The 12,484-nt window shown below is 32.4% G+C and carries 16 protein-coding genes; 6 read left to right on the forward strand and 10 right to left on the reverse strand.

From position 1 onward, the window contains the following. Window positions 1-82: 82 nt before the first annotated feature. A complete protein-coding gene (rlmD, locus tag DK442_RS07660; RefSeq protein ID WP_109435276.1) occupies window positions 83-1,492 on the reverse strand; it encodes a 23S rRNA (uracil(1939)-C(5))-methyltransferase RlmD in 1,410 nt (469 codons plus the stop codon). Between the two features lie 116 nt (window positions 1,493-1,608). Between rlmD and DK442_RS07665 the strand changes: the two genes are divergently transcribed. The 3 genes from DK442_RS07665 (at window position 1,609) to rocD (ending at window position 4,065) form a co-directional block, all read left to right on the forward strand. After that, entirely contained in the window at window positions 1,609-2,163 is a 555-nt protein-coding gene (locus DK442_RS07665; protein ID WP_109435277.1) for an RNA polymerase sigma factor, read from the forward strand. Further along, a complete protein-coding gene (locus tag DK442_RS07670; protein ID WP_109435278.1) occupies window positions 2,156-2,539 on the forward strand; it encodes a DUF6768 family protein in 384 nt (127 codons plus the stop codon). Before DK442_RS07665 ends, DK442_RS07670 begins: the two co-directional genes overlap by 8 nt. Before the next feature lie 248 nt (window positions 2,540-2,787). Continuing rightward, window positions 2,788-4,065, forward strand: a complete 1,278-nt coding sequence (gene rocD, locus DK442_RS07675; RefSeq protein WP_109435279.1) for an ornithine--oxo-acid transaminase — start codon at window positions 2,788-2,790, stop codon at window positions 4,063-4,065. 70 nt (window positions 4,066-4,135) lie between these two features. Here rocD and DK442_RS07680 read toward each other — a convergent pair whose 3' ends face one another. The 6 genes from DK442_RS07680 to DK442_RS07705 form a co-directional block, all read right to left on the reverse strand. Continuing rightward, window positions 4,136-4,447, reverse strand: a complete 312-nt coding sequence (locus DK442_RS07680) for a CCC motif membrane protein (RefSeq protein WP_109435280.1) — start codon at window positions 4,445-4,447, stop codon at window positions 4,136-4,138. A gap of 9 nt (window positions 4,448-4,456) precedes the next feature. Next, entirely contained in the window at window positions 4,457-4,747 is a 291-nt protein-coding gene (locus DK442_RS28850) for a DUF2752 domain-containing protein (RefSeq protein ID WP_109435281.1), read from the reverse strand. Window positions 4,748-4,794: 47 nt separating this feature from the next. Further along, window positions 4,795-5,187, reverse strand: coding sequence for a DUF2752 domain-containing protein (locus DK442_RS07690; protein ID WP_109435282.1), 393 nt, complete (start codon window positions 5,185-5,187; stop codon window positions 4,795-4,797). After that, entirely contained in the window at window positions 5,188-5,466 is a 279-nt protein-coding gene (locus tag DK442_RS07695; RefSeq protein WP_109435283.1) for a CD225/dispanin family protein, read from the reverse strand. A 120-nt stretch (window positions 5,467-5,586) separates the two neighbouring features. After that, on the reverse strand, window positions 5,587-5,910 hold the full coding sequence (locus DK442_RS07700) for a CCC motif membrane protein (protein ID WP_109435284.1): 324 nt from the start codon (window positions 5,908-5,910) through the stop codon (window positions 5,587-5,589). Between the two features lie 7 nt (window positions 5,911-5,917). After that, window positions 5,918-6,190, reverse strand: coding sequence for a DUF2752 domain-containing protein (locus DK442_RS07705; protein ID WP_167571818.1), 273 nt, complete (start codon window positions 6,188-6,190; stop codon window positions 5,918-5,920). A 109-nt stretch (window positions 6,191-6,299) separates the two neighbouring features. Between DK442_RS07705 and DK442_RS07710 the strand changes: the two genes are divergently transcribed. After that, window positions 6,300-6,515 carry a hypothetical protein gene (locus DK442_RS07710; protein WP_109435286.1) on the forward strand — a complete coding sequence of 72 codons (216 nt, stop codon included), beginning with the start codon at window positions 6,300-6,302 and terminating at the stop codon, window positions 6,513-6,515. A gap of 2 nt (window positions 6,516-6,517) precedes the next feature. After that, the gene (locus tag DK442_RS07715; RefSeq protein ID WP_109435287.1) at window positions 6,518-7,066 is read left to right on the forward strand and encodes a Smr/MutS family protein; all 549 of its coding nucleotides are present in this window, start codon (window positions 6,518-6,520) and stop codon (window positions 7,064-7,066) included. 1 nt (window position 7,067) lies between these two features. Here DK442_RS07715 and DK442_RS07720 read toward each other — a convergent pair whose 3' ends face one another. Together DK442_RS07720 and DK442_RS07725 are read right to left on the reverse strand one after the other, a co-directional pair. Beyond that, on the reverse strand, window positions 7,068-7,601 hold the full coding sequence (locus DK442_RS07720) for a hypothetical protein (protein ID WP_143916646.1): 534 nt from the start codon (window positions 7,599-7,601) through the stop codon (window positions 7,068-7,070). 19 nt (window positions 7,602-7,620) lie between these two features. Further along, window positions 7,621-8,634 carry a hypothetical protein gene (locus DK442_RS07725; protein ID WP_160114082.1) on the reverse strand — a complete coding sequence of 338 codons (1,014 nt, stop codon included), beginning with the start codon at window positions 8,632-8,634 and terminating at the stop codon, window positions 7,621-7,623. 219 nt (window positions 8,635-8,853) lie between these two features. Between DK442_RS07725 and DK442_RS07730 the strand changes: the two genes are divergently transcribed. After that, window positions 8,854-10,002, forward strand: a complete 1,149-nt coding sequence (locus DK442_RS07730) for a cysteine desulfurase family protein (RefSeq protein ID WP_109435290.1) — start codon at window positions 8,854-8,856, stop codon at window positions 10,000-10,002. A gap of 10 nt (window positions 10,003-10,012) precedes the next feature. On the opposite strand, the gene DK442_RS07735 is transcribed toward DK442_RS07730, so the two are convergent. Next, window positions 10,013-12,481: a carboxypeptidase-like regulatory domain-containing protein gene (locus DK442_RS07735; protein ID WP_109435291.1), complete on the reverse strand. Its 2,469-nt coding sequence runs from the start codon at window positions 12,479-12,481 to the stop codon at window positions 10,013-10,015. Window positions 12,482-12,484 lie beyond the last annotated feature (3 nt).

The following is a 12,484-nucleotide window of genomic DNA, read 5'->3' on the forward strand; positions in this document are numbered from 1 at the left end:
AAATAGATGAAATGCGTGCAAAAATTTATATTCTCTAGTTTTTAAAATAAAACTAACGGTAGAATTTTAACGAATTTTTGAATTATCGTTTTTCGAGTAAAACGACGTTTTCAACATGATATGTTTGAGGAAACATATCTACGGGTTGCACTTTACTTATTTTATATTTTTCATCTAATAATGCCAGATCTCTAGCTTGTGTTGCGCTATTGCAACTAACATACACTATTTTTTCTGGAGAAATGTTTAGTAGTTGGCCAACAACATCTTTATGCATCCCATCCCTAGGCGGGTCTGTAATAACTACTTCTGGTTGACCATGTAATGCTATAAAATCTTTGGTGAAAACTTTTTTCATATCACCAACATAAAATTCTGTATTGTTAATGTTATTACGTTTTGCATTCTCCTTGGCATCTTCAATTGCTTCAGGAACAGCTTCTACACCAATTACTTTTTTAGCTTTTTTTGCAACAAATTGAGCAATAGTTCCCGTTCCTGTATATAGGTCATATACTAATTCTTCTCCTGTAAGATTAGCAAAATCTCGAGTTATTTTATACAACTCATATGCTTGTTTTGAATTGGTTTGATAAAAAGATTTCGCATTGATTTTAAAACGTAAACCTTCCATTTCCTCCTCAATATGATCTTTCCCTTTATAACAAATAACATCTTGATCATATATAGTATCGTTACCTTTTGGATTAATTGTGTATTGTAATGAAGTAATTTCAGGAAATTCGGATGCAATATAATCTAATAAAAGTGATCTTTTTTCAACATCTTCATGAAAGAATTGTATTAAAACCATAATTTCTCCAGTTGATGCAATTCGAAGCATTAAAGTTCGTAGAAAACCTTGTTGTTTCCTTGCATTATAAAAGGAGAGGTTATTTTTTGTGGCAAATGCTTTTACTTTATTTCGTATAGCATTACTTGGATCTTCTTGAAGATAACATGTGTCAATATCGAGGATTTTATCCCACATTCCCGGGATGTGAAATCCCAATGCATTTCTATTTTCAATTTCAGTATTGCTTTGAATTTCTTCAAGAGTTAGCCATCTACTGTCGCTAAAAGAAAATTCCATTTTATTTCTATAGAAAAACTGATCTTCTGATCCAAGAATGTTACTTACTTCAGGCAATTCGACTTTACCCAGACGAGTCAAATTATTTACTACTTCTTGTTGTTTATATGCTAATTGATGTTCATATCCCATAAATTGCCATTTGCACCCTCCACAGGTACCAAAATGCTTACAGGTTGGATCAACACGCTTATCTGATTTTTTATGAAAAACAGTTGCACTGCCTTCATAAAAAGCTTTTCTTTTTTTTGTAGTTTGAATATCTACAATATCTCCTGGTACTGCATTATTAATGAATATAACTTTTCCATCAGGAGCTTTAGCAATACTCTTGCCTTTTGAACCTGCGTCAATAACCTCTATCTTTTCAAAGACTTGTCTTCTGTTTTTTCTTGCCATGGCGCAAAAATAAGAATAGAAAAGATATACTTATTAATTATTCGGGATATCTTATAAAAAAGAAACAAAAAAATGAACCTATTTCATTTTTCTACGTCTATAGTATAAAGGTTAGTATGACAAATACCAATAAAACATTCGATTCTTTGTTGGTTTTACAATGCCAATCCGGAAACAGAAAAGCTGCAGCAATTCTTGTTAAAAGGTGGCATGTGAAATTATGCAAGCAAGCCTATTGGTATACCAATGATATTGAAAACTCAAAGGATATTGCTCAAGATAGCTGGAGTGTTATATTGCAAAAAATTGGTAGCCTGAAAGACCCTAATAGTTTTGGGAGTTGGGCATTGACGATTGTGACTAGAAATGCTATTAATTGGTTACGTAAACATAAAAAAGAATTAGAGAGTTTAAATAGTTACCATTATGATCATAAAAATTCAACAAATGAATACGATCATAATGATTCAGATCCTTCTATTCTATTAAAGAAGTTGATTAAAAAGTTACCTCATAATCAACAGTTAGTACTTCACCTTTTTTACTTAGAAGAATATAGCATCAAGCAAATAAGCGAGATTATAAACGTTTCGGCAGGTACAGTTAAATCGCGTTTGTTTAACGCTAGAGAAAAATTGAAATTAATTCTAAAAAATAGAAATCATGGATAATAAAATGAAAGATATTGATCAATTGATTAAAGAGACATTGACTCAGGAAGAGGCAAAGTTTTATGACGAACTAGATGAGCAGAACCTTATTGATATGGTGGGAGGGCTCTTTAATACCAGGCATAGATGGGTTATGATAATGATGATAATTGTGAATATTATTGCATTTGTACTTTTCATTTATTGTCTTATTCAGTTTCTAAATACTGATAATACGAATGAACTTATCAAATGGGGTAGCGCAGGTTTTTTCTGTATTATGATAACAGCATTATTGAAGTTATTTTCTTGGATGCAAATGGATAAAAATGCATTATTAAGAGAAATTAAAAGATTAGAACTACAAGTGTCCTCTTTGGCAGGTGAAAAACCTTAATAGAATAAGGCAACATACTTGGTGATTTTAAAATAGAAATTAACTGAATTCGTAATATATACCTCTGATCCTAAGTGTTTTTCTTGTTTTATTTAAAAGTACCCCGTCCTTTCTGATAATTTGATAAAGATTTAGTAATTTGCGGCTCTCTTAGGGATGATTTCTCTCCCACGCTGAATTTTCGAGACTTATCGAAAGGATAAAGGTATAGAAGGAATGGTTATTTTATAAATTTAAATTAGTAAAAAATGGCTGTTTTAGACAAGTTAAATTCACAACAAGCAATCGATTTAGAAAACAAGTATGGAGCTCATAATTACCATCCGTTACCCGTGGTTTTAAGCCGAGGTGAAGGTGTATATGTATGGGACGTAGAAGGAAAAAAATACTATGATTTTTTAAGTGCATATTCTGCGGTAAATCAAGGACATTGCCACCCTAAAATTGTGGGTGCAATGGTAAATCAAGCACAAACATTAACGTTGACATCTCGAGCTTTTTATAATGATAAGTTAGGAGAGTACGAGAAATTTGCTACCGAATTTTTTGGTTTTGATAAACTGTTACCAATGAATACTGGTGCAGAAGCGGTAGAGACAGCATTGAAGCTTTGTAGAAAATGGGCATATGAAAAGAAAGGTATTTCAGAGAATGAAGCTCAAATTGTAGTATGCGAAAATAATTTTCACGGAAGAACAACAACCATCATATCATTTTCAAATGATCCTGTAGCCAGGAAAAACTTTGGACCATATACAGCAGGGTTTATTAAAATAGAATATGATAATCTTGTTGCATTAGAAGATGCATTAAAAAACAATAAAAATGTAGCAGGCTTTTTAGTAGAACCAATACAAGGAGAAGCAGGAGTATATGTGCCTTCTGAAGGGTATTTGGCAAAAGCAAAAGAACTTTGTGAAAAGTATAATGTATTATTCTTGGCAGATGAAGTACAAACTGGTATTGCCAGAACAGGAAGATTATTAGCTACTTGTGGAAATTGTTCATGTGATGATAAAAATTGTTCTGGAGAGCCTAATGTAAAACCTGATATTTTGATATTAGGAAAAGCACTGAGTGGAGGGGCGTATCCTGTTTCTGCTGTTTTTGCTGATGATCATATTATGGAAGTAATAAAACCAGGTAATCACGGAAGTACATTTGGAGGAAACCCTATTGCTGCTGCTGTAGCAGTAGCTGCTCTAGAAGTGGTTAGAGATGAAAAGCTTGCTGAGAATGCTTTCGAAATGGGAAAACTATTTAGATCAGAATTAAACAAGTATATAGAGAATTCTAAAATAGTTAATCTAGTTCGTGGTAAAGGATTATTAAATGCTATTGTAATTAATGATGATGAAGAGAGTGAAACCGCATGGAATATTTGTGTTGCACTTAAAGAAAATGGTCTTTTAGCAAAACCAACTCATGGAAATATCATTCGTTTTGCACCGCCACTAATAATGAATAAAGAGGAATTGATGGATTGTGTAAATATTATTACAGAAACATTGAAAGAATTTGAGTAAAGAAATAAGTATTGTGCAAATTAAAAAAGGAGATTACTTAGTAATCTCCTTTTTTAATTTAACATATAGTCTACTGATTCATTATTTCTGACCAAGGCATTAAAGCTGCTCCCATAAATATGATATATACTATAATTATAAGAAGGTATAAAGAACTCATTATAGTACCAATGATTGCACAAATTCTTCCGGCTTTTAGATTTTCATAACCCATATATAGTTCCGGGTTAGCATTATATAATTCAATAGATCTTTTTGCAATTACTAAAGCTATAATTCCAAATATTAGACCAAGAATTCCATAGCAAAAACAGGTAACGATTGAAACGATACCGAATATTAAGACCAAAGTAGCATTTGGCAGTTGTTGTTTAGTTTGCATATTAAATGATTAGAATTTAATGAAATAATGTGCAATGATAAGTATACTATTTAAGATATAAAAATAGGTTAGGGTTTTGGCGCCATTTTTAAAGTTAAAAACAAGATGGGCTATTAAATATATCATCATGCATATCATAGGAATGAGAGCAGGATACATTAAAAAAGAAGCCTTTATATTACCTTTTAATAGTAAAATGAAACTACGCTGAAGACCACATCCAAGGCAATCAATTCCAATCAACTGTTTAGTAGGGCATTGTAATATGTTGGATTCAAGAAAACTAATAATTTCTTTCATGTAAAATAAAAGTCATTTTTTTGATAATAACTTTTTTTCATCAGAGATTACGGAGCAAGAATATTAAAAGGGTAAATGTCTATATTCCTTAATATCCAAAACAAAATTATTATGATCCCTATGTATATAGGAGTTTTAGGGTGGTATAAAATGTTGTAATAATTCTTATTCCAATACTTATTAATGGTATTTACAGAGGTGTTATATATAATGGTACCTAGTCCCAAAATATATAGTGCATTATAATTAAGGGTTTCCATAATTTCAAAATGCAACAGTTGATGTAAGGCACGTTGACTGCCACATCCAGGGCAATGAAAGCCTGTTAATGTATGAAATGGGCATTTTGGGAAGTAATTTACATCACAAGGATTAGAGAAATAATATAGGGATAGGAGTATACATACTCCTATCCCTATAAATACATGTTTGTATTTCATTTAGTATCCACCATTTCCTAATATTGCTCCTCCCATTCCTAAAGCAAACATTAGTATATAAATTACTAAAATTACAACGCCTCCAATTAGCCCATACTTCATCCATTTTTTTGCATCATCTGATGCTTTTTGTGCTTCTGCATGATTACCTGCATCAAATGCAGAGTTCACTTTTGTTGCGTTAATGATTGCAACAATTCCAAGTGGTAAGCAACAGAAAAGAGTTACTAAAATAGATTCTACTAGGTAATTTTTTGGTCTTGCTTGACTAGTTTCCATAAATTTGATTTTAGTTATAAAAAAAGTTTATTTGTAGTAACAATACTGTTAATACAAGAAAGATTAAGGGAATTGTTAGGATATATTTTTATCCAAACAATTAAATTATTATTTATAAAATTATGATCCAGTTGATCTTCTGATTTCCTCTAACATATCCATATATCCATCTGCTCCTCCCATTACTAGAAGAACTATACCATAAACAAAAGAGATTATACATAGCACTAAACCAATAATCGCTAATATTTTTCCAGTCTTTACATTTTCATAACCACTGTATATTTCTGGATTTTCTGAATATACCGCGGTGGCCTTTTGTGCTAGTACTAAAGCGATAATTGCAAAAATTATACCTATAACCCCATAACAACAACAACCAAAAATCGATATAATACCAAAAACAAGAATAAGGGTAGAGTTGGGTAATGTTTGTTTTTCCATAGTTTGATTAGTTAAAATGAACTTTCATTTTGATAACATAGCTTATAATCATAGTAAGCGCCGTAAAAATCATTAAACCTACCTTAATAGATTTCCCATTTTTGAATTGAATAAAAAAGTTGAAACCAATAAATGCCAGTAAAAGCATTAATGGATATATCGCGGGGTACATATGAAAAGCTGCAGAGAACTCTCCTTTTAATAACAGTACGATTGATCTCTGCATACCGCAGCCTAAACAATCAACACCAAATAACTTTTTATTTAAGCAAGGAAGCATGTATTTTTCCAAGGGCAATATTTTACTATTTGTTATGTGCAATATACATAATTAAGTTATTTAAAATATTTAGAGGATTAAAAATCTATTATTTAATATTTTTGCAGGTATGAATTATAATAAATTTAAAAAGATTATAAGTGTACTTTTTATTGTTTTAGGAACAATAGCAGTTATTAGTGAAATTTCTTCTTCAGTAAAGAATTATTATATTCAAATCATTGGAGTCGTTTTTTTAATGTCTGGAGTATTTCTAGTCAATACGAATGTGAAATCAAAAACAGAAGTTGATGCATATCAACATGTTGAAGAAGAAGAAGAGTAGATATGATAAAGTTGGGAGATATAGTATCGGTGCTGGATGAACCTATTACAGGAAAGGTTGTTGGGCTAACTACGGAGGAAGTGACTATTGAAACTGAAGATGGTTTTGATATGACTTTTTTAATAAAAGAAGTAGTAAAAATTGAATCTGAAGATATAATTATTCCTTCATATGAAGAAGTGAATAGAAATTTACAAGAGAAAGAGGTTTTTAAAAAGAAGCCTAAAAGACCTATGGTAAAACCAAAGGAACGTCATATTCCTCCTATGGAAGTGGATTTGCATATCCATAAATTAACAAAATCAACAAAAGGAATGACTAATTACGATATGGTTACATTGCAATTAGATACAGCAAAAAGACAATTAGATTTTGCAATTCATAAACGTATACCAAAAGTGGTATTTATTCATGGAGTAGGTCAAGGAGTTTTAAAAGAAGAGCTTACTTATTTGTTAGGCAGATATGATAATGTTAAGATCTCAGATGCCGATTATAAAAAATATGGATTAGGTGCAATGGAGATTTATATCGTCCAAAATCCTAAATAAATTATTTGGTAATAGTAATTTCATCATTGCCAAATTCTAGTACTTCCTGTCGTATGGCAATATCAGGTCCTTCCAAAGTAATGTCGTTAAGAGTAAAGGTTCTGGTATATGTAGCTTCAGTCATAGTCTCACTTAGTAAAGTATACTTAATTTCTGCATTTCCATTAGAGCTTATTAATTCCTGAGTTACCGTGATGTCTCCAGGAGGTACACTGCTACAAAAATACTCACTGCCATTAATGGCAGTATCGAATTGCCTATAGATCAAAACATTTGCAGTACCATCAAGTGTTATGGTTAATGTTAACTCTTCATTGTCTGGGATAGTATTTAACTCAAAAACAGTACTTGTAAAACTAAGCGATATGGATTGATTGATCTCAGAATCTGTTTTAAAAAAAACAAAAGTATCATTACTTTGATTAGAACAATTTTCTAAAGGAGCAGTAAAATTACTAATATCATTTTCGATAATATCTCCTTCACTACAGCTAATCAAAAGAGTGAAAATAATAAGGAAAAATACTTTATTCATAATTATATTCTAGTGTATTCTACATTTTTTTTGTAGTCTTAGGAATAGTGCGATCTCTAAAACCAAATTTAAATTCTCCGTCCTGGAAATTATCTGTGTTACCATTAAGAATAAGATTGTTTATTTCTAAAGTAGCTCTAAAAGTAGTTTGCACAGTATTATCAAGAGCAGGTTCTACAGTTACAACAGGAGGTTGAATAGTATTGTCTAAGTAATATAAATTATTAGAAGCATCTCTGTCATCCCTAGGATTTCCATTTTGATCTGCATCCTCATTTCTAGTCAGAACACCATCATTATCATCATCTTCTTCAAGATAGTCTGGTATGCCATCTCCATCAGTATCTCTAGGGCTATCATCATTAGGAATACCATTTTGCAACTCTACACTCGTTAGGATATTGTCATTATCGTCATCCTGATCCTTATAATTAGGGATACCATCTCCATCAGTATCAAATATAGATTCTAATGTGTCACAGATACCATCCTCATTGGTGTCAGGACAGGTGGGGCCGGCCTGGCTTCCATTAGCAGTACTGTCCTGATAGTTTGGGATCTGATCATTGTCTATATCTCCTAAGGGGTCAATACCTCCAGATTCATCAATTGGGTCTACACCATCATCATCATCTTCGGTAATGATTTCATTTGTGATTTCTGCAGTACCAGAGGATCCAATTAGTTCTTCAATAATCCTAATGTCACTAGATGGTACATTAGAGCAATAATATGTTGCGGTGACAGGGATGTTAAAAGTTCTGTAAATTAAATCATTAGTTCCATCAGTAAGGTCGATTATTATCGAAGATGTCGTAGGTATAGTGTCAGAGAATATTTCGCTTATAAAATTATAGGAAATAGCTTCATTGTTACTTTCGTTAATTTTAAAAAAGACAAATTCATTTTCTTTTGCTCCCTCGCAAAATTGTAAATCAACATCATCAAACTCAAAACTTGTAATTATTATATCTCCATCGTCGCAAGAAGACAACAGTACCATTGAAAAAAGAAAAGAAAATAGCTTTTTCACCTAATTAAAATTTATATGTATTAAAATCATTTATTTCTACTCTTAAGGACGAATGAAAATAGAAAATGTTCTGATTTTATAATGTTTTAACAATTTCTGACAAAAGTAAAGGAATTGAAAGATTATAACGAGCCTGGCCGAAAATAATTTTATTTAAACTAATTTTGTATTCTTAAAATTTCTCCAATAATCAGTTTATATATTTAATTATTTTGTTTTATGCAAAAGGTTTATTTTGATAATGCAGCCACTACGCAATTACGACCAGAAGTTATCACAAAGATGGTTTCAGTTTTAGAAGAGGATTTTGGAAATCCGTCTTCTACCCATGGGTATGGACGTTCTGCTAAGAACCATATAGAACATGCACGAAAAAATATAGCCAGTCGTCTTGGGGTTAGTGCCTCAGAGATTATATTTACATCTGGAGGTACAGAAGCTGATAATCTTGTAATAAATAGTGCAGTAAGAGATCTTGGAGTACGTCATATAATTACTTCAAAAATAGAGCATCATGCAGTACTACATACTGTACAAGAAATCGAAACTCGTACAGAGGCATCAGTGAGTTATGTAAGCGTACAAAAAAATGGAGCTATTGATTATGAGCACTTAGAATCTCTACTTGATAAATCAAATAATAAAACTCTAGTAAGTCTGATGCATATTAATAATGAGGTTGGAACAATGCTTGACATAGAGCGCGTTGGGGATTTATGTAAAAAGTATAATGCGCTTTTTCATAGTGATATGGTACAGTCAATTGGACATTATGAAGTTGATTTTAACAAGATACATGTGGATTTTACAGCGGTGAGTGCGCATAAATTTCATGGTCCAAAGGGAGTGGGGTTTGCTTATATAAGAAAAAATTCTGGGCTGAAACCATTGATTTTTGGTGGAGAGCAAGAAAGAGGGTATAGAGCTGGAACCGAAAGTGTACATAATATCGTGGGAATGGATGAAGCACTGCGACTTTCTTATGAAAACCTGGAACAAGAAAAGAGCTACATAATAGAGTTAAAACAATACTTTGTAGAAACGTTAAAACATAATATTAAAGGAGTAAAATTTAATGCAGACTGCTGCACTGCTGGGCATAGTACATATACATTAATCAATATTTGTCTCCCGGTTTCTAATGAGAAGGCAGGAATATTACTATTTCATTTAGATATTAATGGTATAGCCAGTTCAAAAGGAAGTGCTTGTCAGAGTGGAAGTAGTAAAGGGTCACATGTTCTAACTGAAATTCTTTCTGAAGATGATATGCAAAAACCCTCTGTGCGTTTTTCTTTTTCGAAATATAATACTAAAGAAGAAGTAGATTATACGGTAGATGTGTTAAAAAAGTTTATTGAGAGTTAATACAATCATTTTAAAACTTCATTCCGAGTCTAACATTAAAAACTCTTGGGGTCAGAAAATTTGGAATTGCAAATTGGCGCTGAGTTGAAGCATCTCTTACAAAGGTATTTGTTATTGAATTTTGATTGTCAAAAATATTATAAATTTCGAACCCAAGACTTAATTCTCTGAACGTATTAAGAAAATGCCCTTTTCTAAGTCTTTTATTTTTATCTACTACAACATATGATATTCCTAAGTCAGCTCTTCGATAGTCTCTTAATCGGGTCTGAAAATCATAAGGATCAGCATAACTAGGAGATCCTCCTGGTACTCCTGTTTGATATACCATATTTAAGTACATTTTTAGACTAGGTATAGTTGGTACATAATCCTGGAACAGCACTCCGATTTTTAACCTTTGATCTGTAGGTCTTGATATATACCCGCGATTATCAATGTTCTCTTCTGTTTTTAAATACCCAAGACTAACCCAGCTCTCAGTTCCGGGAACAAATTCTCCATTTAATCTAAGATCTAGCCCATAAGCATATGCTTCTGCATTATTTCTTGCTCGATATCGTATTCTTACGTTTTCGATTGTATATGGATTTACGTCAGTCAATTTTTTATAATAGGCTTCTGTTGTAAGTTTGAAAGGTCTTTTCCACATAGAAAAGCTATAATCATTACCCAAAACGATGTGTATAGACTGCTGGGCTTTTACTTCTGGTCTAACTACACCCAAAGAATCTCTTAGCTCTCTGTAAAAAGGAGGTTGATGATATAACCCGCCAGAAGCTCTAAAAATCATTTCAGCTTTCCAGTTTGGTTTAATTGCAATTTGTGCTCTTGGACTAAATACAATTTGAGAATCACTACTGTTAACTGTATTTCCTGAAATATTCCAGTGATGAGACCGTATGCCAATATTTGCCCAAATTTCATTTTCTTTTATATGTGAACGTAAGCTATATTGAGCATATCCCGAAATGCGATCAATTTTTGCTTTATTTGTTGCTCTAACACTAGTAAATGGAACAATTGGACTAACGAATGGAGTATAAGGTTGATCATTTATAAAGTCAGAAATTGGTGGACGTATAGAAAAACCAGCAGAATCAATGATTTCAAATTCTTGTAATCGATCTCTGATATCTTCTGATGTGTATTTTACACCCCAGTCAAATTGATGCTTGTCTGCGGTATAGGTTCCTTTATGTTCTATATTGAAAATTAAGGCGTCCAGATCATTCCTGGCATGAGTTAATTGGGATCCGATCCCTTCACTAAATTCTACCTGACCTAAGTCTTCACTTCCAATATCAGTATTTACAGTCCCTAAAGCGTAAGCTGCAAAAATATCATAATGCTCTTGTTCTTGTGTATGATAAGCTGATGTAATTAACTTTAATGTTAGATTGTCATTAGGTTTATAAGTTCCTTTAAACGCTCCAAAATAAGTTTCGTATCGATCTTCTTCCTGTCCGTCATAAAGCACTGTTAAAGCTTGTACTGTTTGCAAGGTTCCAAAATTCACTTGTTCTCGTAAAGGCTCGTAATCATAGGTGTTAAGCGCTACATTGCCTAAAAAACCTAGTTCAAACTTATCAGAGAAATTATAGGAAAGGTACGTTTGTACATCAGCAAATCTCGGTTGGAAATTAGTTTCGGTATTTCTTGCGTCTACCAATAGGCTGTTATCTCTATATCGAACACCAACAATAGCAGCCAATTTTTTGTTTTTAGAAATTCCGCCAGCAGAAACACTGCCCCCCAATAGACTTAAGTTGGCTGTTGCTCCTAATCGCGTAGGTCTTTTGTAAGTGATATCTAGAACAGATGAAAGTTTATCTCCATATTTTGCCTGAAAACCTCCGGCAGAAAAATCTACATTACGAACCAAGTCTGTGTTAACAAAGCTTAGCCCTTCTTGTTGACCTGATCTAATTAAAAAAGGTCTGTATACTTCAATCTCATTAACATATACCAGGTTTTCATCAAAATTTCCTCCCCGAACAGAGTATTGTGTACTTAATTCATTGTTAGAACTTACACCAGGTAAACTTTTAAGAAGGCCTTCTACACCTGCATTAGCAGAAGGGGTAGAGCGTATGGTCTCTGGGTCTAATGTAGTGATTCCTTCCACTACTTTTCTTTCCCTACCTGAGATAACTACCGTGCTGATTTGTTCAACATCTGTCTTTAGTACTGGGTTTAATTCATATTCCTGATTTTCCTGGAGATTAATAGTGAACAGAAGATTTTTTAAACTTATGTGCGATATATTGATTTCAACATCTTGATTGGCAGGTATTCTAAGTTGATATACCCCATTTTTATCAGACTGAGTACCCGAATTATCGTAAGTGATATTAGCACCTTGAACTGGAATATTATTTTCATCTAGAACTACACCTTTAATCGTAGCATTTTGAGCCGAAGTTGAAATACTGATTAAAATCAGCGAAATCAGAAGGAAGAAAAATTGATTTTTCAAAAA

The organism is Aquimarina sp. AU119, from assembly GCF_900312735.1.
Classification (GTDB): Bacteria; Bacteroidota; Bacteroidia; order Flavobacteriales; family Flavobacteriaceae; genus Aquimarina; species Aquimarina algiphila.